The sequence below is a fragment of the Proteus penneri genome (assembly GCF_022369495.1).
GTDB classification, from domain to species: domain Bacteria; phylum Pseudomonadota; class Gammaproteobacteria; order Enterobacterales; family Enterobacteriaceae; genus Proteus; species Proteus penneri.
On the sequence record NZ_CP059690.1, the window covers coordinates 1,675,857 to 1,700,395 of the forward strand.

The 24,539-nt window shown below is 36.2% G+C and carries 20 protein-coding genes and 1 tRNA gene; 10 read left to right on the plus strand and 11 right to left on the minus strand.

Annotated elements, in window-relative coordinates:
* Positions 1–75: 75 nt before the first annotated feature.
* Positions 76–720 (minus strand): YchE family NAAT transporter, encoded by a 645-nt coding sequence (locus tag H1225_RS07645; RefSeq protein ID WP_006536434.1) that lies wholly within the window; start codon positions 718–720, stop codon positions 76–78.
* A 514-nt stretch (positions 721–1,234) separates the two neighbouring features.
* Here H1225_RS07645 and adhE point away from each other — a divergent pair.
* Positions 1,235–3,901 (plus strand): bifunctional acetaldehyde-CoA/alcohol dehydrogenase, encoded by a 2,667-nt coding sequence (gene adhE, locus H1225_RS07650; protein WP_072064093.1) that lies wholly within the window; start codon positions 1,235–1,237, stop codon positions 3,899–3,901.
* Positions 3,902–5,124: 1,223 nt separating this feature from the next.
* Here the strand turns inward: adhE and H1225_RS07655 are convergent.
* A complete protein-coding gene (locus H1225_RS07655) occupies positions 5,125–5,721 on the minus strand; it encodes a thymidine kinase (RefSeq protein ID WP_006536430.1) in 597 nt (198 codons plus the stop codon).
* A 508-nt stretch (positions 5,722–6,229) separates the two neighbouring features.
* Here H1225_RS07655 and hns point away from each other — a divergent pair.
* Positions 6,230–6,634 (plus strand): histone-like nucleoid-structuring protein H-NS, encoded by a 405-nt coding sequence (hns, locus tag H1225_RS07660; protein WP_006536429.1) that lies wholly within the window; start codon positions 6,230–6,232, stop codon positions 6,632–6,634.
* 219 nt (positions 6,635–6,853) lie between these two features.
* On the opposite strand, the gene H1225_RS07665 is transcribed toward hns, so the two are convergent.
* The 3 genes from H1225_RS07665 to rssB all read right to left on the minus strand — a co-directional run bounded on the left by H1225_RS07665 (position 6,854) and on the right by rssB (position 10,236).
* On the minus strand, positions 6,854–7,861 hold the full coding sequence (locus H1225_RS07665; RefSeq protein WP_006536428.1) for an NAD-dependent epimerase: 1,008 nt from the start codon (positions 7,859–7,861) through the stop codon (positions 6,854–6,856).
* A gap of 266 nt (positions 7,862–8,127) precedes the next feature.
* The gene (gene galU, locus H1225_RS07670) at positions 8,128–9,036 is read right to left on the minus strand and encodes a UTP--glucose-1-phosphate uridylyltransferase GalU (protein ID WP_006536427.1); all 909 of its coding nucleotides are present in this window, start codon (positions 9,034–9,036) and stop codon (positions 8,128–8,130) included.
* Between the two features lie 180 nt (positions 9,037–9,216).
* Positions 9,217–10,236 carry a two-component system response regulator RssB gene (gene rssB, locus H1225_RS07675; protein WP_115065403.1) on the minus strand — a complete coding sequence of 340 codons (1,020 nt, stop codon included), beginning with the start codon at positions 10,234–10,236 and terminating at the stop codon, positions 9,217–9,219.
* A 149-nt stretch (positions 10,237–10,385) separates the two neighbouring features.
* Between rssB and H1225_RS07680 the strand changes: the two genes are divergently transcribed.
* The 3 genes from H1225_RS07680 (at position 10,386) to H1225_RS07690 (ending at position 12,082) form a co-directional block, all read left to right on the plus strand.
* The gene (locus H1225_RS07680; RefSeq protein ID WP_109400570.1) at positions 10,386–10,859 is read left to right on the plus strand and encodes a YchJ family protein; all 474 of its coding nucleotides are present in this window, start codon (positions 10,386–10,388) and stop codon (positions 10,857–10,859) included.
* A gap of 38 nt (positions 10,860–10,897) precedes the next feature.
* Entirely contained in the window at positions 10,898–11,746 is an 849-nt protein-coding gene (purU, locus tag H1225_RS07685; protein ID WP_072064098.1) for a formyltetrahydrofolate deformylase, read from the plus strand.
* Between the two features lie 251 nt (positions 11,747–11,997).
* Positions 11,998–12,082 (plus strand) — tRNA-Tyr (locus tag H1225_RS07690).
* 33 nt (positions 12,083–12,115) lie between these two features.
* Here H1225_RS07690 and H1225_RS07695 read toward each other — a convergent pair.
* A complete protein-coding gene (locus tag H1225_RS07695; RefSeq protein ID WP_072064099.1) occupies positions 12,116–12,979 on the minus strand; it encodes a helix-turn-helix domain-containing protein in 864 nt (287 codons plus the stop codon).
* Positions 12,980–13,415: 436 nt separating this feature from the next.
* Here H1225_RS07695 and xthA point away from each other — a divergent pair, with 436 nt between their 5' ends.
* Positions 13,416–14,222 carry an exodeoxyribonuclease III gene (gene xthA / locus H1225_RS07700; RefSeq protein WP_109400572.1) on the plus strand — a complete coding sequence of 269 codons (807 nt, stop codon included), beginning with the start codon at positions 13,416–13,418 and terminating at the stop codon, positions 14,220–14,222.
* 66 nt (positions 14,223–14,288) lie between these two features.
* On the opposite strand, the gene H1225_RS07705 is transcribed toward xthA, so the two are convergent.
* From H1225_RS07705 to H1225_RS07715, 3 genes are read right to left on the minus strand one after another with little or no spacing between them, the layout of a single operon-like run.
* The gene (locus H1225_RS07705; RefSeq protein WP_239739618.1) at positions 14,289–16,250 is read right to left on the minus strand and encodes a DNA topoisomerase III; all 1,962 of its coding nucleotides are present in this window, start codon (positions 16,248–16,250) and stop codon (positions 14,289–14,291) included.
* Positions 16,251–16,254: 4 nt separating this feature from the next.
* The gene (gene selD / locus H1225_RS07710; protein WP_109847349.1) at positions 16,255–17,298 is read right to left on the minus strand and encodes a selenide, water dikinase SelD; all 1,044 of its coding nucleotides are present in this window, start codon (positions 17,296–17,298) and stop codon (positions 16,255–16,257) included.
* Between the two features lie 16 nt (positions 17,299–17,314).
* Positions 17,315–17,866, minus strand: a complete 552-nt coding sequence (locus H1225_RS07715) for an NAD(P)H nitroreductase (protein WP_006536414.1) — start codon at positions 17,864–17,866, stop codon at positions 17,315–17,317.
* Between the two features lie 533 nt (positions 17,867–18,399).
* On the opposite strand from H1225_RS07715, the gene sppA reads away from it, so the two are divergent.
* The 3 genes from sppA (at position 18,400) to pncA (ending at position 22,190) form a co-directional block, all read left to right on the plus strand.
* Positions 18,400–20,256 (plus strand): signal peptide peptidase SppA, encoded by a 1,857-nt coding sequence (gene sppA, locus H1225_RS07720; protein ID WP_109847348.1) that lies wholly within the window; start codon positions 18,400–18,402, stop codon positions 20,254–20,256.
* Between the two features lie 244 nt (positions 20,257–20,500).
* Positions 20,501–21,523 (plus strand): asparaginase, encoded by a 1,023-nt coding sequence (ansA, locus tag H1225_RS07725; RefSeq protein ID WP_072064105.1) that lies wholly within the window; start codon positions 20,501–20,503, stop codon positions 21,521–21,523.
* A gap of 22 nt (positions 21,524–21,545) precedes the next feature.
* Positions 21,546–22,190: a bifunctional nicotinamidase/pyrazinamidase gene (pncA, locus tag H1225_RS07730; RefSeq protein ID WP_006536409.1), complete on the plus strand. Its 645-nt coding sequence runs from the start codon at positions 21,546–21,548 to the stop codon at positions 22,188–22,190.
* Between the two features lie 120 nt (positions 22,191–22,310).
* On the opposite strand, the gene H1225_RS07735 is transcribed toward pncA, so the two are convergent.
* Positions 22,311–22,592 carry a YeaC family protein gene (locus tag H1225_RS07735; RefSeq protein ID WP_072064107.1) on the minus strand — a complete coding sequence of 94 codons (282 nt, stop codon included), beginning with the start codon at positions 22,590–22,592 and terminating at the stop codon, positions 22,311–22,313.
* 80 nt (positions 22,593–22,672) lie between these two features.
* A complete protein-coding gene (gene msrB / locus H1225_RS07740; RefSeq protein WP_109847346.1) occupies positions 22,673–23,110 on the minus strand; it encodes a peptide-methionine (R)-S-oxide reductase MsrB in 438 nt (145 codons plus the stop codon).
* Between the two features lie 343 nt (positions 23,111–23,453).
* On the opposite strand from msrB, the gene gapA reads away from it, so the two are divergent.
* A complete protein-coding gene (gapA, locus tag H1225_RS07745; RefSeq protein WP_109400579.1) occupies positions 23,454–24,449 on the plus strand; it encodes a glyceraldehyde-3-phosphate dehydrogenase in 996 nt (331 codons plus the stop codon).
* Positions 24,450–24,539 lie beyond the last annotated feature (90 nt).

Genomic DNA, 24,539 nt, shown 5'->3' on the forward strand with positions numbered 1-24,539 from the left:
GAGAATAAATAAAAGAAAGGAACCGAGCAGTATTGCATTATTAATACTGCTCTTTTTAATTGTTCTGCGCTGTGTTTAAACTAATAAGCCGGGGAAAATAGAACGCAATCCGGTCACAATAAATTCAATACCTAACGACATTAATAATAAACCCATTATACGAGTAACCACATTAATGCCAGTTTGCCCTAAATATTTTACTAATAGTGTTGCACTGCGAAACAGCAACCAACAGCAAAAGGCAAAAAAGATACTGGTTGCGGCTAGTCCTATAAAATTAGTAAACCCTTCCCAGCGAGAGCTCCACACAATACAGGAACTGATTGCCCCGGGTCCCGCCATTAATGGTAATGCTAAAGGTACAACCGCAACACTATTGCGTACTGCGGATTCGTTTCGTTCTTGGTTGTTTTGTTTATCTTCCCCTAAACGCCCATTAATCATCGTCATGGCAATGGTAACAATCAGTATCCCACCAGCTATACGAAACGAGTCGATAGAAATACCGAAAACATTCAGTATAGAATCACCGATTAACAGAGAAGAGACTAAAATAATTGCAACAGAGCCATTCGCAATTAAGTTTGTTTTGTTGCGCCCTGCATCAGTTTGATAACTCGTCATACTGATAAAGACTGGCAAAATACCAATTGGATTTACAATCGCAAAAAGACCGACAAAAAATTTAATATAACCGGATAAATCCAGTAATGACCCCATGAAAAGCCCCTTATTGGCTAATAAACATGCGAATTATCTATAAAAAGATAGATTAACTCCAAAAAATGCGCGTTACTTTAAATCAATAAACCAGTTAATTCTATTAGTTAACAAGTTTTTACCTAAAATATTCTATTGTAAACTGATTAAAACCTAGTGGTTTAATTTTATATCGAAATCAAGTCTACGACAAAAAAATCGTTGAAGATTTATTACATATAAGAATCATTCTCATAAAAAGCCATGCTGAAAGGTGTCAGCTTGCCAATTTTGTGATATATATCACGTTAATTAATTAGAAAGATGGTAAGCTGTTATCATTCAAAGAAAGAGGGTTACTTCAAAAATATATTTTCCTTGATTATTGTTTTTTTTAAGTTTTTTAAGCAAATTATGCTCTCTAATAATTATTATCGAATTGAGCACATTATCATCTTTCTAAGCTATTCTTATTAATTATGATGAAAACGGCTAATTTGCTTAAAAAATTTAACATTTTATCAGGAGTCTCTTTATGTCTGTAACTAACGTTACTGAACTCAATGATTTGGTTGCTCGTGTAAAAAAAGCCCAACGTGAATTTGCTAATTTCTCTCAAGAACAAGTTGATGCTATTTTCCGTGCTGCTGCATTAGCTGCCGCTGATGCTCGTATTCCTCTTGCAAAATTGGCCGTCAAAGAGTCTGGTATGGGTATCGTTGAAGATAAAGTGATAAAAAACCACTTTGCTTCTGAGTATATCTACAATGCGTATAAAGACGAAAAAACCTGCGGGATTTTATCTGAAGATCTCACTTACGGCACAATAACCATTGCTGAACCTATTGGGATCATCTGTGGTATCGTACCGACCACTAACCCAACTTCTACTGCGATTTTTAAAGCATTAATTAGCTTAAAAACACGTAATGGTATTATTTTCTCTCCACACCCTCGAGCAAAAGAAGCGACAAACCGTGCTGCTGAAATCGTTTTAAATGCAGCTATCGCCGCGGGTGCGCCAAAAGACATTATTGGTTGGATTGATGAACCATCAGTCGCCCTCTCTAACGCATTAATGCACCATGAAGATATCAACCTGATCTTAGCAACAGGTGGTCCAGGCATGGTTAAAGCAGCATATAGTTCAGGTAAACCTGCTATCGGTGTTGGTGCGGGTAATACGCCAGTCGTTATTGATGACTCAGCAGATATTAAACGTGCTGTAGCATCAATCTTAATGTCTAAAACTTTCGATAACGGCGTAATTTGTGCGTCAGAACAATCTGTTATCGTTGTTGATAGCATCTATAAACAAGTTCGTGAGCGTTTCTCAACTCACGGCGGTTATATGCTAACAGGTAAAGAATTAAAAGCGGTTCAAGATATCATCTTAAAAGACGGTAACTTAAACGCAGCTATTGTAGGTCAACCAGCAACAAAAATTGCTGAAATGGCTGGCATTGAAGTACCTGTAAATACCAAAATTTTAATTGGTGAAGTAAAAGAAACTACAGAAGCAGAACCATTTGCTCACGAAAAATTATCTCCACTACTAGCAATGTACCACGCTCAATCGTTTGAAGATGCGGTACATAAAGCAGAAAAATTAGTTGAAATGGGTGGTATCGGTCATACATCTTGCTTATATACAGACCAAGATAATTGTCCTGAACATGTTGCCTATTTCGGCGATAAAATGAAAACATCTCGTATCTTAATCAATACTCCAGCATCTCAAGGTGGTATTGGTGATTTATACAACTTTAAACTTGCTCCTTCTCTAACTTTAGGTTGTGGTTCATGGGGTGGTAACTCCATTTCAGAAAACGTAGGGCCAAAACACCTTATCAACACTAAAACCGTGGCGAAAAGAGCAGAAAATATGTTGTGGCATAAACTCCCTAAATCTATTTACTTCCGCCGTGGTTGTTTACCTATCGCACTGGAAGAGATTGCGACAGATGGTAAAAAACGTGCTTTTATCGTGACCGATGGTTTCTTATTCAACAATGGTTATGTTGATGAAGTAACTCGTGTACTGAAAAAATTTGGTGTTGAAACAGAAGTCTTCTTTGAAGTTGAAGCAGACCCAACATTAAGTGTTGTGCGCAAAGGCGCAGAACAAATGAACAGCTTTAAACCTGACGTGATCATCGCATTAGGTGGTGGTTCCCCGATGGATGCGGCAAAAATCATGTGGGTTATGTATGAGCACCCAGAAACTCACTTCGAAGAATTAGCATTACGTTTTATGGATATCCGTAAACGTATTTATAAGTTCCCGAAAATGGGTGTGAAAGCACAAATGGTTGCTATCACAACAACATCAGGTACAGGCTCTGAAGTAACACCATTTGCAGTTGTAACTGATGATGAAACCGGTCAAAAATACCCATTAGCAGACTATGCATTAACACCAGATATGGCTATTGTTGATGCAAACCTTGTTATGAATATGCCTAAATCATTGTGTGCATTTGGTGGTTTAGACGCAGTAACTCACGCATTAGAAGCTTATGTTTCTGTATTAGCTAACGAATATTCTGACGGACAAGCACTGCAAGCATTGAAGTTACTGAAAGAATATCTGCCAGCAAGTTATCATGAAGGGGCTAAAAACCCAGTTGCTCGTGAACGTGTTCATAATGCGGCAACTATTGCGGGTATTGCTTTTGCTAACGCATTCTTGGGTGTTTGTCACTCAATGGCGCATAAATTAGGCTCTGAGTTCCATATTCCTCATGGTTTAGCTAATGCGTTATTAATTTCAAACGTTATTCGTTATAACGCTAATGACAACCCAACAAAACAAACTGCATTTAGCCAATACGACCGCCCTCAAGCACGCCGTCGCTATGCAGAAATCGCTGACCACTTAGAACTTTCAGCACCGGGTGACCGTACTGCTGCTAAAATTGAGAAGTTATTAGCTTGGTTAGAGGAAATGAAATCTTCATTAGGAATTCCATCTTCTATTCGTGAAGCTGGTGTCCAAGAAAGTGATTTCTTAGCAAGGGTTGATAAATTATCTGAAGATGCGTTTGACGATCAGTGTACTGGTGCTAACCCACGTTACCCACTGATATCTGAACTAAAACAACTGTTATTAGATTCTTACTATGGTCGTGAATTTAATGAACATCCAGTTGTTGAAGTAAAAGAAGAGACAAAACCAGCTAAAAAAAGCAGTAAAAAATAATTGAAATACACTGTACTAGTGTGATCCTCAATATTTCGGTTATTTATTCTTAAATAGAAACCCAGTCCTACCATGGCTGGGTTTTTTTATGGCTTCTCATTTGCTTATCTATAATTTGCGACTGTTTTCTAATATTGAGGAATAAGGCGTGATAGGTCACTATTTAGCCATAAAATATAAGTAGTTATACTTAGTTTGTAAATTTGATTTTTAGTATAAAAATAACGTCTTTCTTTATGCATTCATAATTGGCTCTATAAAAGACGCTGAGCAACTCATCGATCAAGCCATACCAACGTATTACCACATGATAAAAAATGCTTTGTAGGGGATTATAGAGCGCGTCAAACTCTCCCCTCTTTGATTTAGTTAGTTTAATCATCTCACTCTTATCTTATATCCTTCACATAATGACGATAACAAAATGTTATTTGAAATCATCGTGATTACTTTACGCTTTCTTACAATTGAATTCTTATCCGATAAAACAAATAGACTTCATTATTTGGATTATTAATTTGTGTTTAAAATATGGAGATATAAATATTTTATATCTCTAACCGCGTTGGATTTATAAAAAATATAATTTCAATAAAGTATTATCAGAATGAAGCTGATTAACTTATTACCGAAATAATAACGTAATAAAGGTCGCTATTTGTACATTACGCTTAGAAACTTACTCCTTTAGGAGTATGAGAAGAGCCTGTTTATCCGTATTAACAGCTACAAAATGAAGTGTTTTATTTATTCAATGATAACTTAAACAGTCTATAATCAGCATCTATAAAACCTGATATAAACGTTTCATTATACTAACCATAGATAAACGAAATATCTTTTAGTGTTTTCCGCCTATCTTTATTCAACTTTATTAAACTATGAACAATATAAATGAATCAAATGTCCCTCTCTCTTATCATTTGTAAAAAACAATATCGACATCACAAAATAAACACCTTACGTATATTTGATTATGTCTTTTTTGATTAATGATAATGAAATCGATGAAATAAATAAATTTTCCTGTCAAAAAATAACATATCTTCACAAAAGAAAATCAAACTCACCGCATTTTGATATAAAAAAAGCCAACAAATTGGCTAAAAATTAAAAATGTATAAACATTTTTTGGTATTACATAATATAACGCTTTATTTGAATTCTTATTTCATCCCCCTCTTTTACCCTAACAAATTAGTAAAAGAGGGAAATTGAAAAAGTTACTCTTGTTCAATACACCCTTTTAAGGTTGCCTGCGTATAATGCTTACGACAGACTGAAACATATTTTTCATTTCCACCTATTTCAACTTGAGCACCATCACTCAGAACATTTCCTTTATCATCTAGGCGTAGTACTTTATTTGCCTTTCTACCGCAGTAACATACTGTTTTAAGTTCTACAAGCTTATCAGCCCATGCTAATAAATAAGCACTGCCGGTAAATAACTCACCTCTAAAGTCCGTTCTTAATCCATAAGTGAGAACAGGAATATCATAGGTATCCGTTATTTCGCAAAGTTGTTCAACATGCGCCTTACTTAAGAATTGGCATTCATCAATCAATACACAGTGAATAGGTTGTTTGTTATGTTCAGCAACAATAACATCACGAATATTCATATCATCACTAAAGAGTAATGCATCAGCACTTAATCCTATTCTTGAGCTAACCTTTCCCTTTGCAAAGCGTGTATCAATAGCCGCTGTGAAAATCAATGTGCGCATTCCTCGTTCATTATAGTTATAAGAGGATTGCAATAAAGATGTTGATTTTCCAGCATTCATGGCTGAATAATAAAAGTAAAGCTGAGCCATCAGCTCTCTCCTTAAATAGTGTTTATTTTCACGAACGACAGTCTAACATAAACAATCTACAAGTTATCTATAACAAGTATTTATTGCCTTTATTTCTATTCTAGATATACCATCCAAAGATAAAGTTTGTTGTTAATGCTAATTTTGTTTAAAAAATAAATAGCTTTAATAAGTACTTAACATATTAAAACACACCTTGATATACCTTTATTAAAGTATGAAAGTTAGTCCGATTCCATTTTTAGAAAAAAGTCAGTTATTATAAAAAAATGAACAAAGCTTTCTATTCTTTAGCATTAGCGCTATCATCACTTAAAAGATGCATTTCCTTACTAATATTTCCTTTATTGACTAAAGATACCTCAACTTTTATTATTTTTTTCGTTGAGATATTAGTTTAAAAAAAAGAAATTTTACGTAAGGTTTGTATTTAGGTATTGCAGAAATTTAAATAGCAATCTATTATTAGTATTACATCAGCCAACAACATTTATTTGAGACCAGGAAAATGAGCGAATCTTTAAAAATATTAAATAACATCCGTACTCTCCGCGCACAAGCAAGAGAAACTTCTTTAGAAACTTTAGAAGAAATGCTGGAGAAACTCGAAGTTGTCGTTAATGAGCGTCGTGAAGAATTCTCATTAGAAAAAGCAGCTGAAGAAGAACGTGTTCAGAAATTACAAAAATACCGTGAAATGTTAGAAGAAGCCGGTATTGATCCAACAGACTTACTTGAAGCAAGTGCAACTAATAAAACTGGCCGTGCTAAACGTGCAGCTCGCCCAGCTAAATATTCTTACGTTGATGATAATGGTGAAACTAAAACTTGGACAGGCCAAGGTCGTACACCAGCTGTAATCAAACGTGCTATTGATGAAGAAGGCAAATCATTAGAAGATTTCCTGCTGTAATTTACAGTCAATACTCTATTTGAAATACCCTTTTAATTACTTAAAAGGGTATTTTGTTGTTTATCCCATTTAATTAAACAAGCGTTTAATTTTAATATGTGCTGATGTTGTTTGTATTAGATGAGGATAAACAAAATAAAAAATGTAATAACTACGTTATTTATAATGAAAAAGGAGCTTTATCGCTCCCTTTTTTTTGATTTAATGAAACTAATATTATTAATTTTTATAATAACTTAAATACCAATCAACAAACTGTTTTACGCCATATTCTACTTCTGTATTCGGTGAGAAGCCTATTGTTTCAGACAAGTCTTGGCAATCGGCACAAGTAGAAAGAACATCACCATCTTGCATCGGCATTAAATTCAATTTAGCTTTAATATTTAATGATTTTTCTATCGCTTCAATAAATGCCATCAATTTAGTTGGTTGCCCATTACCCACATTATAGATTTTATAAGGGGCAGAACTTGAAGATGTTTCACCTTTCTCTACTGTCCAGTTTTCATCTGCTTCTGGTATAACATTAACCAATCGAACAACGGATCCCACGATATCATCAACATAAGTGAAATCACGCGTCATATTTCCACCGTTATAAACATCAATAGGTTCACCTGCTAACATTGCTTTGGTGAATTTAAATAATGCCATATCAGGACGTCCCCAAGGGCCATATACCGTGAAGAAACGTAATCCCGTTGTTGGTAATTGATATAAATGTGAATAGCTATGAGACATTAATTCATTGGCTTTCTTTGTTGCCGCATATAATGAAACAGGATGATCAACACTATCTTCTGTTGAGAAAGGCTGCTTCTGATTTAAACCATAAACAGAGCTTGATGAGGAGTAGATAAGATGTCCGACTTTATTATGGCGACATCCTTCTAATATATTAATATGACCTACAATATTCGCATCAATATATGCCATTGGGTTTTCAATTGAATAACGAACCCCAGGTTGAGCAGCTAAATGAATAACTCGGTCAAATTGGTGTGATGCAAATAATTGAGCCACTTTTACTGAATCAACAATATCAAGTTTTTCAAAATGGAATTTTTCTAGCTGTTGTAATTTAGCTAATCGAGCTTCTTTTAAGCGTACATCATAATAATCATTCAGGTTATCTATTCCAACAACATGATAACCCATTTCGATTAAACGCTGACTCATATGATAGCCAATAAAACCCGCCGCACCTGTTACCAATATTTTCATATTATCACTCAAATAGCCCAATAATTTATTTTTATGCCAACGCTATCATACTTAATATCACCTCGATTAAACATCATAACGCTTAACATCATCATACATAACAGAAATCAACATGGCTCAATACTATATGCATTGAGCCATACCTTAATCTCCTACAATCACTTTATCTAGCTTTTCCCACAAAATAATCACTTATTATGCATTATACATTGACAGGAATTATACAGTGAAATTAACTATATAAATGATAGTTAATAAGCTTTATTTTATTGTATTTTTAATGATTTTATCCATTGGGCAAAATCTTCGCCAAACTCTTCGTGCTGTATTCCATACTCTACAAAAGCTTTCATATACCCTAGTTTATTACCACAATCGTGGCTTTTCCCTTGTAGGTGATAAGCTTCAACAGCTTCTTTTTCAATCAGCATTGCAATTGCATCAGTTAACTGAATTTCATCTCCAGCACCTGGTGCAGTTTTCGCTAAGAGTGGCCAAATACTTTCAGATAACACATAACGCCCTACGATAGATAAATTCGAAGGTGCTTCTTCTTTTTTAGGTTTTTCAACAACACGAGTAATTGGTTTGCTATCACCTGGGCATAAGCTTTCGCCCATGCAATCAACAATACCATAATTAGAAACTTCATCTTCAGGAACAGGTTCAACAAGGATTTGGCTTGCGCCGGAATGTTCAAAGTGAGAAAGCATCTCTTTTAAGTTAACTTTGGTTAAATCAGCACTGTATCTATCTAAAATGACATCAGGCAGGATAACAGCGAAAGGTTCATCACCAATTAATGGCTTAGCACATAAAATAGCATGGCCTAATCCTTTTGCTATTCCCTGACGAGTTTGCATAATAGTGACATGGCTTGGACAAATGCTTTGTACTTCTTCTAATAACTGGCGTTTAACTCGTTTTTCTAAAATTGCTTCTAATTCAAAACTGGTATCAAAATGGTTTTCAATTGAATTTTTAGATGAATGTGTAACAAGTACAATTTCATTAATACCTGCTGCAATACACTCATTCACTACATATTGAATAAGAGGCTTATCAACCACTGGCAACATCTCTTTTGGAATTGCCTTGGTTGCAGGTAGCATTCTTGTTCCTAATCCAGCAACAGGGATCACCGCTTTTCTAACTTTACGCACTGCTGATGACATTACATTTCTCCTGCAATTCGTACCGTTCTACTTTCAGATTGTGAATGGGTACAATTAAAAATAATCGCCAGAGTATACCAGCTAATATCTAAGGATAAACAGACTCCTACCCGTTAATTGAGATAGTTCTTCATTTATGTTTAATATATGCACGATATTCTATTTTTATTTAATCTAAACTTAACTTTTATAGATAGGAGAAAACATTAATTTAATCTGATTTGTGTTATCCCAAATTTTACATTGCCAAATTGTTCCCTCACATTTTATTTGATTAATATATAAAAGTTGCAAGGTGCCCAAGGGAACACCACTATTTAATTTGAATTTTTTACTTTCTGTTTTTATTTCAGCTTTTAAGCCTGCTGAGGCTAAAAGGATATTTTTTTTCTGAGTATGATAATAACCAATTGTAATAGGAAATTGTCCTTTCACCCCAATTTCATTAATCATTTTATTTAATTTATTCAACATATTATGCATACTTGGCAAAGATCGTACTTTTTCTGATGATTTTAATACATCATTAAAAACAACCCGTAAAAGTAAAGCGACTAAAAGTCCATTTTCATCATCTCTCGATATATCAACACAATAGAAAATAATTTGATCTTCTGATAAAGCTGCAATATCAAATAATAACCCCATCTTAGCTATATCATTTAATTGACGATAATTAACACAATATCCCGCAACAACCTGCTTAACCTGAGGTTGCATCTGTTTTATGAACGACTGAATATAATGAGTATCTTTTTGTAAGCTATTCCAAAGTGGTTTTAAGTGTATGCCTTCTATTAATACTGATTCAAAAAAACCAGGACATAATACTTCAATGACTTTTTGTTTTAATTTATCAAGATGTATTATTGGTTTAAGGAAAATCTCCTGTGCTCCTAAACGCAACATATCATCTATTTCAGCCATATTATCTGTACATGAAATGGCAATAACAGGAATAGCCAATTTAAGTTGTTCAAGATGATACAAAAAAGTGGGCCCATTCATTATCGGCATACGGATATCACATAAAATAAGATCAGGAAGCAATCCCCCTTCTAATAAAGATAATGCTTGGCTACCGTTATCTGTTGTATAGACACATGCTTTTTCATGTGAGAAATATTCCGTCAACATTGTGCGAAAAACGACCTCATCATCAATTATTAAAATTTTTTTACCCACTAAGGCTTTGTTCATTGGTGACTCCGGTAACTATCGTTTCACATGCTGATAAATTAGCGCTACATTATTAGTTTAGTTCAACATTGACGTTAACTATTCCCAATCGTTACTTTTTTCGCGCTATGGGAAATCGTCATACTGATAACGTGAGTTAGGACATTATTTTGTCGAGTTTATGCCCCTGCAATAGCCAATTATTCTACTCTGATTGTTGCGAGCCTTACCATTTAGGTCAAAAAAACGCCCCAACAGCAGAGGCATTGATGCGTTCGCGTTATAGCGCGTTCGTTAAGCATAATGCTGATTACTTAATAAAAACGTGGCACCCCTCTTGTCGTGTTGCATCCTTACATGATGAATTAGTTTCAGGCTTTCCAAATACACAATGGCTTGGACTCAATGTTATTTCATCGCAAGCGAGCACAAATAAAAATGAGGCATATGTTGAATTCTCAGCTTGCTTTATTGAAAGAAATGCCGATGATAAACAGTACTTACATGAACGCTCTCGTTTTCTAAAAATAGATGACTGTTGGTTTTATATTGACGGTGTGAAACCGAAAGTGGGACGAAACGATCCCTGCCCCTGTGGTTCAGGACGTAAATACAAAAAATGTTGTGAAAATAACATCAAATAACTGCAAACACAGAAGTAAAAGAAAGGATTTATCCATACATGCAACACCAAAATATTCAAAAAAAAATACTACGTACTATTTGCCCTGATGCAAAAGGACTTATCGCTAAAATCACCAATATTTGTTATAAACATCAATTAAATATTGTTCAAAATAGTGAGTTTGTTGATCATCGTACAGGTCGTTTTTTTATGCGTACCGAGCTTGAAGGTATCTTTAATGATGAAACCTTTCTTGCCGATTTAGATGATGCCTTACCACAAGGTTCAAAACGTGAATTAAATACCGCAGGCCGTCGTCGCATCGTCATTATGGTGACAAAAGAAGCACACTGCTTGGGTGACTTATTAATGAAAAGTGCATTCGGTGATTTGGATGTTGAAATTGCCGCCGTTATTGGTAATCATGACACGTTAAAACATTTAGTAGAACAGTTTGGTATTCCTTTCCATCTTGTTAGCCATGAAGGCTTAACCCGTGATCAACATGATGAAAAGTTAATTACACAAATTAATCAATACAAACCTGATTATGTTGTACTCGCAAAATATATGCGTGTATTAACACCTGCATTTGTACAAAACTTCCCAAACCAAATTATTAATATTCACCACTCCTTCTTACCTGCCTTTATTGGTGCACGTCCTTACCATCAGGCTTATGAGCGTGGTGTTAAAATCATAGGGGCAACTGCACACTACGTAAATGATAATTTAGATGAAGGTCCAATCATCACTCAAAATGTGATCAACGTTGACCATACGTTTTCTGCTGAAGATATGATGCGAGCGGGTCGAGATGTTGAAAAGAATGTTCTTAGTCACGCATTATATTGGGTACTTTCACAACGTGTATTCGTTTACGGTAACAGAACAATCATTTTATAAGTTTTCTGCCACTAATAACGCGAGCATGACTATCTAAATGTAAACCGCGATATCAAGCATATCGCGGTTTATTTTTATCTCTTATTAATAGAGATGATATTAATTAAAATCAACACGATAGCGCATAAAGCTTGAACGATACGCACATTTTTACAGCAGTCAGACTCTTTTTAGTAAAATAGCGCTTTACAGATCTCAGGTATTTGGTATTATTGCGCCCGCTGTCACGGACAGCAAAACAATTTAATGTTGGTGGGATACCCAAGCGGCCAAAGGGAGCAGACTGTAAATCTGCCGTCACAGACTTCGAAGGTTCGAATCCTTCTCCCACCACCATCTCCTCTTCGTTTTAGTCTAGAAAAATCCTTTTCATTCCATTTTATTAATTAAATCTAAAAATCGATTCAATACACTTGAGTGATACTTAGATTTATAGATGTAACAGTTATATCGTATCTTAGGTTGAATTAATGGTATAAAGCATAAGTCTGCTTCATACTCATCTTTCAATGGGTTTTCATCTGTCAATAAAAGAGAATTATGCGTTTGAATAAAACGTAAACAGCAATTAAGATCATCCATTATTCTGACACACACAGTCTTTCCTCTATCCCCCATTTCACTCTCTAATTTTTTTATCTTAGTTGTTTTGTATAATGCCGGATCACATAACCAAATATTTTCACTTAAAAGTCTATCAAGATTATTATTTACACTATTTACAAGTGTTTTTTGACAACAAATACCTAAGTGTTTATTTTCTATTTTATGAAGAAGGCTAAATTTTTCACTAATAATTTTATCAGAACTTAATATTAATGTATTACCATCATAATCAGGTATTTCTTCAAAGCTTTCTCTTGAGAATCGCATTATATTTATATGGGAATAATTTTTATTTGCTGCTTGATAAAGCTGAGTTAAATATTGACTTTTTCCCCAATCATAATAAACATGAATGCTATTATTTATAATACCCGAGATATGTTTTTTAGTTATCTCTTTTTCCTGTAGATAGAGCGATTTCAAATCATTATAAAGCTCAAGCCCTTCTTGGGTTAAACTCATACCAAACTTCTCTCGTTTAAATAAACGCTTTCCTAATACGGCTTCAAAGTCTTTGATAGATTTAGCGACGGGAGGCGTTGTGCGATTCATCACCCGAGCAGCTTTACTTAATGAGCCATTTTCGACTACGGCCATAAAGGCTTCTAATTTACGAGAAAAAAACATAATTCACCATTCCTTAGCTGTGTAGAATAAAATAATTTCATTAATTCATTTGATGTAAATGAAATAGTGATTAATTAATTTAAAAATTAATTTTATATAAAAGCAGTTTTATATAAATATTCTTTTACCTCCTTTTAATGAATACAATTTATAACTACAATATTATTTTTATTATGTCATCATTCTTCACATATAAAGAATAATAATACTTATATTCTTCTATCAAAGATTAGTTTATGTTTCTAGTTTGTTTAATTAATATTTTTTGTTATGTAATTAATTATTTTTATTAAATTAGCGGACTCTATTTAATAATCGTTATTTTATCTCTCTCTTGATAAGCTGTACCATCATTTCAGTGATTTGCTTACATTCATTTTATGATCCTGTTAGTATAAGACATCCTATTATTCAATATATAAATGGTTACAGTCACATGAAATTTGTCTCTTTCAATATTAATGGTTTACGCGCTCGTCCTCACCAACTTGAAGCTATCATAGAAAAACATCAGCCAGATGTTATTGGACTTCAAGAAACAAAAGTTCATGATGATATGTTTCCATTAGATACAGTGGGTGCCTTGGGTTATCATGTTTTCTATCATGGTCAAAAAGGGCATTATGGAGTTGCCTTACTCACAAAGGAAAAACCCGTCGCAGTACGTAAAGGTTTTCCTAGTGATGACGATGATGCTCAACGCCGCATGATCATGGCTGATATCGAAACACCCGCGGGTTTATTGACAGTGATGAACGGTTATTTCCCTCAAGGTGAAAGCCGTGATCATGAAACTAAATTTCCAGCAAAAGAAAAATTTTATGCTGACCTTCAAAACTACCTAACTGCCAGCTTAAAACCGACCTCTCCAGTACTTATTATGGGTGATTTAAATATTAGCCCAACAGATAAAGATATTGGTATTGGCGAAAATAATATGAAACGCTGGTTAAAAACAGGTAAATGTTCTTTCTTACCAGAAGAGCGGGAATGGCTGGCAACATTGATGGGCTGGGGATTAACAGATACTTTCCGCCAACAACATCCTGAAGCAGATGATAAATTCTCGTGGTTTGATTATCGTTCTAAAGGATTTGATGACAATCGTGGACTACGTATCGATTTACTCTTAGCCAGTCGTTGTTTAGCGGATAATTGTATTTCAACAGGAATTGATTACGATATTCGTGGAATGGAAAAACCATCTGATCATGCCCCTGTATGGGCTGAATTTAAAATCTAATCAAATAAAATTTTAATTCAATAAAAGCACTTCGCTAAATATAGAGAAAGTGCTTTTTATTTGTGCTTAACTCTCAGTCGTTGCGTCTTTACTCTGCGCTTTATTTTTTTTGGCGCTTGCTTTATGACTTCCTTTCGTTGCTGTCTTGCGCTTTTTGTTATGCGCCGGTGCAGGAAGATTTCTAAAAGCTTGAATATTCGGACGACGTTTTGCTTGAGTAATCAACTCTATCAAGGTGTTATTTAATGGCATCATAAAATCTTGATATTTAAATTGCTTTTCACTAATTTGCGTGAGTATCGATTCCCAGTGTGCGGTCATATCCGGTAAGGTTGCCATATCGGGCAATACATGAATTAATGCTCTACCGGCCGGCGTTGAATTAATGGCTCGCCCTTTTTTTTGCAAAAAACCGCGTTTAAATAATAGCTCAATAATCCCCGCCCTTGTCGCTTCAGTACCTAAGCCATCTGTTGCTCTTAGGATTTTCTTAAGTTCTTTATCTTGAACAAAGCGCGCAATTCCGGTCATAGCTGAAAGCAATGTTGCATCAGTAAAAGGCCTTGGGGGCTGCGTTTGCTTTTCAACCATTTCACCCTTTTCACACAGCAACTCATCACCTTTAGCCACTATTGGCAATGCAGAACCATCATTTTCAGCATCTTGCTCTTTCGCACCTAGTAATACTCGCCATCCTGATTGTGCTAAAAAACGTGCTTTAGCAATAAACTTGCCATTCTCAATATCAAGTTCAATAACGCATTTACGATAAACTGCATCAGGCATAAATTGCATTAGATATTGGCGAGCCACGAGATAATAAATATTTTTCTCATTTTCACTTAATGAGATATTACTCGTTTTTGCCGTTGGAATAATCGCATGGTGAGCATCAACTTTTTTATCATCCCAGCAACGATTCTTTTTATCAATATCTAGGGTCGCTTGCGGTAATAGGCTTGGATCATGTGTACTAATCGCATTAATAACAGCATGGCGACCAGCAAAATGTTCATCAGGTAAATAACGACTGTCAGAACGCGGATACGTGATCAGCTTATGTGTTTCATATAGGCGTTGGCATGTATCTAAAACTTGCTGTGCACTTAAACCAAAACGTTTTGCTGCTTCAATTTGTAATGCAGAAAGTGAAAAAGGAAGTGGTGCTATTTCAGATTCTTGCTTATCTTGATAATCCGTTACATACGCAGGTTTGTTTTTAATTCTCTCAACAACATGCTCTGCAAGTTTACGATTTAATAATCGCCCTTCTTCATCTTGCCAAGGTTCACAATGTTCACTTGGCTGCCAAATCGCAGTAAAGCGTTCATCAGCAGGTGTTACAACATGTGCTTTAACTTCAAAGAAATCCTTAGGAACGAAGTTTTCAATTTCTTCATCACGACGAACGACTAAGCCTAATACAGGCGTTTGTACACGCCCTACAGATAATACGCCTTGGTAACCATTGCGCTGGCCTAAGAGTGTATAGGCTCGCGTCATGTTGATACCATAAAGCCAGTCTGCTCTTGCTCGTGCCAAAGCAGATACACATAATGGTACAAATTCATGGTTATACCGTAGCTTATCAATAGCACGTGTCACAGCCGCGGGATTTAAGTCATTAATTAAGCAACGGCGTGCCTGTTTTCTTTGCTCTTCACTGATATTTAAATAGTTAAGCACTTCATCTACTAAAAGCTGACCTTCACGATCGGGGTCTCCCGCGTGGATCACTTCTTGTGCCTGCTTAAGCAGTGTTTTAATGGTTTCCAGCTGTTTCTTAACATCAGCTCGGGGTTTCAGTTGCCATTTTTCAGGAATAATGGGCAAATCATCTAACGACCAGCGGGCGTACCGCGGGTCGTATGCATCCGGCTCAGCTTGTTCAAGTAAGTGACCAACACACCACGTCACATACTGGTTATCACCACAAAGAATAAAGCCATCGCCCCGTTTATGAGGTTTTGGCAATACATCAGCAATAGCTCGAGCAAGGCTGGGTTTTTCTGCAATAAATAATCTCATTACGTTAGTTAATCACTTCAATCAACGCTTTTCCTGCCACTGGCTCAGTTAACTCACCGATAGAGGTTAGTTCAATATCAAAACGAGCCGCGACGTCTTTAACTTGTTCCACAGCTTCAGGTAATACTGCTAATAATAAGCCACCTGATGTTTGTGGATCACAGAGTAATTTGCGTTGCATTTCAGTGATCTCACCAATTAAATGACCATAACTTTCAAAGTTACGACTTGTACCACCCGGAACACAGCCTTGTTCAATATAAGACTCGACTTCTGGCAATCTTGGTACTTGTGAGAAGTGAATAGTCGCTTGTACACCAGAGCCATCACAGATTTCACTTAAGTGCCCTAATAAACCAAACCCTGTAACATCAGTCATTGCAGTGACACCATCAATATCAGAAAAATCAGAACCGGCTTTATTCATACGACACATAATTTCTGTCGCTAAACCTTGGTGTTCTGGTTTTAATAAACCTTTCTTCTCAGCAGTTGTTAATACACCGATACCCAAAGGTTTAGTTAAAAAAAGCTGACATCCTGCTTTAGCTTCACTGTTTTTCTTCACTTTACTCACAGGCACTACACCCGTTACGGCAAGACCAAAAATAGGTTCTGGCGCATCAATTGAGTGACCACCAGCTAATGAAATTCCTGCTTCTTGACAAGCAGCTCGACCACCTTCAATCACTTCACGTGCAATTTCCGGTGCCAGTTTATTAATTGGCCAACCTAAAATAGCAATCGCCATAATAGGTTTTCCACCCATTGCAAAAATATCGCTGATTGCATTTGTTGCAGCGATACGCCCAAAGTCATAAGGGTTATCAACAATTGGCATAAAAAAATCAGTGGTGCTGATAATACCTGTACCATTTCCTAAATCATAAACAGCGGCATCATCTTTAGTTTCATTACCAACAAGTAAATGAGGATCATGAAATTTAGCTTGTTCGCTGTGTAAAATGGTTTCTAAAACTTTTGGCGAGATTTTACAACCACAACCTGCACCATGACTGTATTGTGTTAAACGAATTGCTTCAGACATAACATGCCATCCTTTTTTAAAAATAAGTCACAAAATCAGTTAAGTCAGCAGGAGAAACCGTCATTGGTGCTTTTAAAGCTGGTGTACCTAAATAAAGGAAACCAATAATCTGGTCGTGTTCACCACAGCCAAGCCCTTCTCTTACAACTGCGTCATGAGTCCAAGAGCCTGAGCGCCAAATTCCCCCAAATCCTTGTGCAACAGCGGCCATTTGCATTGCTTGTACGCAACAACCTGCTGCAACAACTTGCTCCCATTCAGGCACTTTAGGATGATCTTTCACTTTCGCAATAACTGTGATGATCAATGGGGCACGAAAAGGTGCATTTTTTGCTTTTTCTTCAACCTCAGGGCCTAAATTACTCACAACCGCGGCTTTATGCAGTAATTGGCTAAAACGCTCAATACCTTCCTTTTGCATTACAACAAAATGCCAAGGCTTAAGTGCACCATGATCAGGCGCGCGCATACCAGCTTGTAAAATAGTATTGAGGGCTTCACTATCAGGGGCTGGTGTAGTCAGGCGGGAAGCTGAACGGCGGTTCAAAAGCAGTGTTAATGCATCCATTTTTATTCTCCTGTCAGCATTTTATTTTAGCAAGATCCCATTCTTATGGGGATGGACAGTTCTTATCAATTCGCAGTATAACAAACTGTTATATTACCACCATCCACAGATTTAGGCGGAAATTTTTCTAAAAGTCAGCGATGTGGTTATTTAATCGTAAATTATTGTTCATAAAATGATTAACATCAGCCTACTCCGTTAATTTAAGTCTATTTTTATCTTTAATTCGACGATTCTCATATTAGTTTGATGCCTTTTTGTGTGAATTTATTTAGCTATTTTTACGTAAAATAACTTTTTACTTAATAACATCTTAAGCAAAGAGTTATCATTCGAGGTTTCCTAAAAATCAATGACAGACATTCAATAAGAGCTATATTAGAATATTCCTTCATTGTTATTGCTATTCTCTCTATTGCTAACAACATTCTTTGTTTTAATAGTATGAGATTATGTGGATGTAACCTGCTTACCAATAATTCTAGCATGACTGTTTAGGATTAAATTTTAGCTTTACATGATGTGGAGATAATATGAATAAAATTATGGAGTTAATCGGCGTAATATTAAAATTCAGTTGGCAAGCCATTAACTTTATCAGGAAATTAATCTTAAACGTTATTTTCTTTTTCCTTCTCTTTATGGTTATTGGTATTTTCTTAATTAGTAAGGAAGCACAAAAACCAATGGATTATGAAGGCGCCCTTCTTGTTGACCTTAAAGGTGTCATTGTTGACCAAACTGCAACCCAAAATCCCTTAGGAGAAGTTGGACGTGAGCTTTTAGGCGTTTCTAGTAGTCAGCTTCAAGAAAATTCATTATTTGAAGTTGTCGACACGTTACGTCGAGCAACTCAAGATCCCAAAATTAAAGGTATGGTGCTTAAACTTGATGAATTTGCAGGCGCAGACCAGCCTTCGCTAAATTATATTGGTAAAGCACTTAATGAATTTAAAAAGACAGGCAAACCGATTTTTGCAGTAAGTGGCTATTACAGTCAACCACAGTATTATCTCGCTTCTTATGCAGATAAGATTTACCTCACTTCTCAAGGTGCCGTAGGCATTTATGGTTTTGGCTTTCAAAACCTCTATTACAAAACACTGTTAGAAAATTTAAAAGTTAGTACTCATATTTTCCGCGTAGGAACGTATAAATCCGCGGTTGAGCCATTAATGCGTAATGACATGTCTGCAGAATCACGGGAAGCTTCATTACGTTTAGTTAATTCACTATGGTCTACTTATTTAACCCAAGTTGCAGAAAACCGTAGCATTACCAAAGAAGATGTTTTCCCTGGTGCAAAAGAGATGATTGCACAGCTACGCAATGCAGATGGCGATAACGCAACTTATGCGCTAAATCGTAAATTAGTGGATTCTGTAAGCTCATACGCTCAATTTGAAGCAGATATGACAGAGACCTTCCAGTGGGATAAAGAAAACCAACAATTTAACAATATCAGCATTTATGATTATGCCGATACATTAACTTCATCATTACCTGCAAATGATGAAGGGAATATTGCCGTCGTCGTTGTTCAAGGAGCCATTATTGATGGTGAAAGTATCCCGGGTTCTGCAGGAGGGACAACTATTGCTAATCAAATTCGCCAAGCACGTTTAGATCCGAATATTAAGGCACTTGTATTACGTGTAAATAGCCCTGGAGGTAGTGTTTCTGCATCAGAGCAAATACGTAGTGAAGTTGCCGCCTTTAAACAACAGAAAAAACATGTGGTTGTTTCAATGGGAGGTTTAGCCGCATCAGGTGGATATTGGATCTCAACCCCTGCAAATAAGATTATTGCTAGCCCATCGACATTAACAGGCTCAATTGGCATCTTTGGCGTTATTAATACCTTTGAAAACAGCTTAGAGTCTATTGGTGTTTATACTGATGGCGTCACAACTTCACCCTTAGCCGGATTATCTGTCACAAATAAACTACCTGAAGAGTTTGCAGAACTTTTACAGTTAAATATCGAAAGTGGTTATAAAACGTTTATTCATTTAGTCGCAGAATCTCGTAAAAAAACGCCAGCTCAAATTGACCGTATTGCTCAAGGTCGAGTGTGGGTAGGAATAGATGCAAAGAATGTGGGTTTAGTTGATGAGTTTGGTGATTTTGATGATGCTATTGATGCTGCGGCTAAAATGGCAAAAATTGACCAGCCTGTTGTTGATTGGATGAAACCTGAATTAAGCCTGTCAGAGCAGATCATAATGAGTTTATCGTCTAATGCAAAAGCGCTCCTTCCTGATCCATTACAAGCGTATATACCTGCACCTGTTTTAAAAGAAGTTAAAACCCAGACAGAGTTTTATCGCAATATGAACGACCCGTTAAATCGCTATGCGTATTGTTTATCTTGTGGGGATATTCAATAATCTTTTCAGTCTCAACACCCACCCTTTCAAGGTGGGTGTTTTCTCTTTTATTTCTGACTTTATTTGGCATAATATGCTGGCGATTATTTTTCACTCATTCTTATCAATGATATTTTTAACGCGATGATTTAAAGCGGATATTCATTAATCTCTATTTTATTTTTTTAGCATCCTTTCCTTTTTTTATTCTGTAAACTCCCTATAATCAGATATTTCTCACAGCTGAATAAGAGTGCTTTGTCTGATGCAAAAAAAATCAATCTACGTTGTTTATACTGGCGGTACTATTGGTATGCAACATTCTGAACATGGCTATATTCCTGTATCAGGGCATTTACAACGCCAATTAGCTAAAATGCCAGAATTCCATCGTGAAGAGATGCCCGATTTTACAATCAAAGAGCACCTTCCTTTAATTGATTCATCAAATATCACCCCAGAAGATTGGCAATCTATCGCTGATGATATAAATGAAAATTATCACAACTATGATGGGTTCGTTATTCTTCATGGTACTGATACCATGGCATTTACCGCATCAGCACTCTCTTTTATGTTTGAGAATCTTAGCAAGCCTATTATCGTTACTGGCTCTCAAATTCCTTTAGAAGCCTTACGGTCTGATGGACAAACAAACCTATTAAATGCACTTTATCTCGCTGCACATCATCCAATTAATGAAGTAGCACTTTTCTTCAATAACACGTTGTATCGAGGAAACCGCACAGTAAAAGCACATGCTGATGGCTTTAATGCCTTTGCGTCACCGAATAGCGCACCATTGTTAGAAGCGGGCATTAATATTAAACAATTTAAAATTAACTCTTTTCCCAAAGGGAAAGGGGAATTTATTGCACATAATATTACGCCCCAGCCTATCGGTGTTGTCACGATTTATCCAGGCCTTTCAGATGTAGTAGTGAAAAATATTCTGATGCAACCGGTGAAAGCCTTAATATTGCGCTCTTATGGTGTCGGTAATGCACCATCACACCCTGCTTTACTTTCTACACTGCGCGAAGCAACAGAGCGTGGCATTGTGGTTATTAATCTTACACAATGTATTTCTGGTCGAGTGAATATGGAAGGTTATGCAACAGGCCAAGCATTAGCGGAAGTCGGTGTTATTAGTGGTTATGATATGACATTTGAGGCGACATTAACTAAACTGCATTATCTCCTTAGCCAACAATATAATTACACTGAAATTTGTCGCTTAATGCAACAAAACCTTCGCGGTGAAATGACATTAAACGATAACGACTAAGCTTAATAAAAGGGCAACTTTAGTGAAAAACTCTGCGCTATTACTGGTTGATATACAAAACGATTTTTGTACAGGGGGAGCTTTAGCTGTTAACGAGAGTGAGAGGGTTATTCAAACAGCCAATCAGCTTATTAATGGTTTCAAGCAAACTAAAAGCCCGATTATTGCAAGTTTAGATTGGCATCCAGCCGATCATCTTAGCTTTGCTGAAAATTCAGGTACTGTTGTGGGAGAAATCGGTACACTTAATGGATTACCACAAGTTTGGTGGCCAGTTCATTGCGTACAACATTCTTATGGTGCTGCATTTCACCCTGAATTAAACCAAGCCTTAATTAATCATATTATTTATAAAGGGCAAAATCCCCTTATTGATAGTTATAGTGCTTTTTTTGATAACGACCATGAATATCAAACCGGCTTACACACACTTTTACAGACGCTCAATATAAAACATCTTTATATTTTAGGAATTGCTACGGATTACTGTGTCAAATTTACAGTGCTAGATGCGCTGTTATTAGGATATCAGGTCTCAGTCATTACAGACGGTTGTCGCGGTGTAAATATTCAAAATGACGATAGCGAAAAAGCACTGGAAGAGATGCGAGTGAAGGGTGCAATATTAATTGATTCAGCTCATTGGCTTAATCGTAATAATCAGTAGTTCAGTAGTTCAGTAGTTTCTTTATTTTTTATCTCATAAAATGAAAAAGGAGATACTATTAACCAACTTGGTTAATAAATATCCCCTTTTTATCTCTGTTCTATTCATTTAACACATTTTTTAGTCATCATCTATTGGCGTTAACGTTGCTAAACGTTCAGATTGAAACTGAGCTTTTAATTCTTGTTTGCTCTTCATGGTAATTTGTCCATTAGTGCCTACTGTCATATGCTCAGGTGTGTGGTTATTTTTCGCCTGCCATAATAAAACAATCTGCATACAATGCTCTTTTTGTTCAGCTGTCAATGCAACGCCATCAGGCCATTTACCTAGTTCAACTGCGGTTGAAATACGCTGATATATTTCGGGTGTTACCATCGAAATAAGTTCATTAACTTCCATTGATTGCTCCATAAGCTAAATAATCACTTGAAATAGCTGAATCGTTTTTTCAGTTGTTGTTATTTTGTTAACTCGCTAAATTAACCAGCTTGTTTTTCGCCTGTTTCACTATTCGTAAATGAAAGAGATGCTGAATTAACACAATAACGCTCCCCTGTTGGGGCAGGACCATCATTAAAAACATGACCTAAATGTGCATCACATTGTTGGCAACGGATCTCCGTTCTTTTCATATTATGAGAAAAATCATCAATATAGCGAATTGCACTATCACTAACAGGTTGATAAAAGCTAGGCCAACCACATCCTGCATCAAATTTGGTATCTGAATAAAACAAGGGAGCAGAACAACATAAACAGTGATAAATTCCTGTTTCGCGATTGTGTAATAATTTACCACTAAATGGGGGCTCTGTACCTTGTTGTTGCGTCACATAACGTTGCATTTCGTTGAGTGTTGATAAATCAAGGTGATTGTTATTACTTGAAATATTCACTTTCTTTTCATTATCTGCCATATAGACCTCTTGCCCAGAAAAATGCTTTTTAAAACAACAGTGAATAATAACAAAGATTTAACAACAAATCTGAAAAATATAGTCTAAAATCACTAAGAGTAATCTTTAGTTTTTGAAATGTGATGAGTTTCACATAACAGAGCAAAGGTAACTTCATTTATCGGCATTGATCCCGATAATACACAGCGTAACATTTGTCTAAAACGACCAATCTTTAAGCGAAAAGTGTTTTTTTAATTGATTTTTTGCAATTATTGACACGATTCCGCTTGACGATTGGCGCGGTTTTGGTAACTTTAGAATCAACTTTTTAATTCACTAAATTAAAGCTGGTGGAATACATATGACTATCAAAGTAGGTATTAATGGTTTTGGTCGTATCGGCCGCATCGTTTTCCGTGCTGCTCAAGAACGTTCAGATATCGAAATCGTAGGTATTAACGATCTGTTAGACGCAGACTACATGGCATACATGCTGAAATACGATTCAACTCATGGCCGTTTCAACGGTACTGTTGAAGTAAAAGATGGCCACCTCGTTGTTAATGGTAAAACCATCCGCGTAACTTCAGAAAAAGATCCAGCAAATCTGAAATGGAACGAAGTCGGTGCTGACGTTGTTGCAGAAGCAACTGGTCTGTTCTTAACTGATGAAACTGCTCGTAAACACATCCAAGCTGGTGCGAAAAAAGTTGTTCTGACTGGTCCATCAAAAGACAGCACTCCAATGTTCGTTATGGGCGTAAACCATAAATCATACGCAGGCCAAGACATCGTTTCTAACGCATCTTGTACTACTAACTGCTTAGCGCCTTTAGCTAAAGTTATCAACGACAACTTCGGTATCGTTGAAGGTCTGATGACTACTGTTCACGCAACAACTGCAACTCAACGTACTGTTGATGGCCCATCTTCAAAAGACTGGCGTGGTGGTCGTGGTGCTTCTCAAAACATCATCCCATCATCAACTGGTGCAGCTAAAGCTGTAGGTAAAGTTATTCCTGAGCTGAACGGCAAATTGACTGGTATGTCTTTCCGTGTTCCTACTCCTAACGTTTCTGTTGTTGACCTGACTGCACGTCTGGAAAAACCAGCAACTTACGCTCAAATCTGTGACGCTATCAAAGCAGCAGCTGAAGGCGAACTAAAAGGCGTTCTGGGTTACACTGAAGATGCAGTTGTTTCAACAGACTTCAATGGTGAAGTTCTGACTTCAGTATTTGATGCTAAAGCAGGTATCGCTCTGAACGATAACTTTGTTAAATTAGTTGCTTGGTACGATAACGAAGTTGGTTATTCAAACAAAGTTCTGGATCTGATTTCTCACATCTCTAAATAATTAGAGTTTAGAAAGTCACGATTTCTTTTAGAGCCACCTTTCGGTGGCTCTTTTATTTTCTAGCCAGTCAGTTTATTGTATTGAAATAGT

Bases quoted from the DNA above. Each gene is read 5' to 3' on its own strand.
- selD (WP_109847349.1), bottom strand. From the start codon at position 17,298: ATGTCTGAAGCAATTCGTTTAACACAATACAGTCATGGTGCAGGTTGT.
- H1225_RS07695 (WP_072064099.1), bottom strand. From the start codon at position 12,979: ATGTTTTTTTCTCGTAAATTAGAAGCCTTTATGGCCGTAGTCGAAAAT.
- H1225_RS07665 (WP_006536428.1), bottom strand. From the start codon at position 7,861: ATGAAAATATTGGTAACAGGTGCGGCGGGTTTTATTGGCTATCATATG.
- ansA (WP_072064105.1), top strand. From the start codon at position 20,501: ATGCAAAAAAAATCAATCTACGTTGTTTATACTGGCGGTACTATTGGT.
- H1225_RS07705 (WP_239739618.1), bottom strand. From the start codon at position 16,250: ATGAGATTATTTATTGCAGAAAAACCCAGCCTTGCTCGAGCTATTGCT.
- hns (WP_006536429.1), top strand. From the start codon at position 6,230: ATGAGCGAATCTTTAAAAATATTAAATAACATCCGTACTCTCCGCGCA.
- H1225_RS07735 (WP_072064107.1), bottom strand. From the start codon at position 22,592: ATGGAAGTTAATGAACTTATTTCGATGGTAACACCCGAAATATATCAG.
- H1225_RS07655 (WP_006536430.1), bottom strand. From the start codon at position 5,721: ATGGCTCAGCTTTACTTTTATTATTCAGCCATGAATGCTGGAAAATCA.
- H1225_RS07645 (WP_006536434.1), bottom strand. From the start codon at position 720: ATGGGGTCATTACTGGATTTATCCGGTTATATTAAATTTTTTGTCGGT.
- msrB (WP_109847346.1), bottom strand. From the start codon at position 23,110: ATGGCAGATAATGAAAAGAAAGTGAATATTTCAAGTAATAACAATCAC.
- H1225_RS07715 (WP_006536414.1), bottom strand. From the start codon at position 17,866: ATGGATGCATTAACACTGCTTTTGAACCGCCGTTCAGCTTCCCGCCTG.
- gapA (WP_109400579.1), top strand. From the start codon at position 23,454: ATGACTATCAAAGTAGGTATTAATGGTTTTGGTCGTATCGGCCGCATC.
- purU (WP_072064098.1), top strand. From the start codon at position 10,898: ATGCAACACCAAAATATTCAAAAAAAAATACTACGTACTATTTGCCCT.
- adhE (WP_072064093.1), top strand. From the start codon at position 1,235: ATGTCTGTAACTAACGTTACTGAACTCAATGATTTGGTTGCTCGTGTA.
- sppA (WP_109847348.1), top strand. From the start codon at position 18,400: ATGAATAAAATTATGGAGTTAATCGGCGTAATATTAAAATTCAGTTGG.
- galU (WP_006536427.1), bottom strand. From the start codon at position 9,036: ATGTCATCAGCAGTGCGTAAAGTTAGAAAAGCGGTGATCCCTGTTGCT.
- rssB (WP_115065403.1), bottom strand. From the start codon at position 10,236: ATGAACAAAGCCTTAGTGGGTAAAAAAATTTTAATAATTGATGATGAG.
- xthA (WP_109400572.1), top strand. From the start codon at position 13,416: ATGAAATTTGTCTCTTTCAATATTAATGGTTTACGCGCTCGTCCTCAC.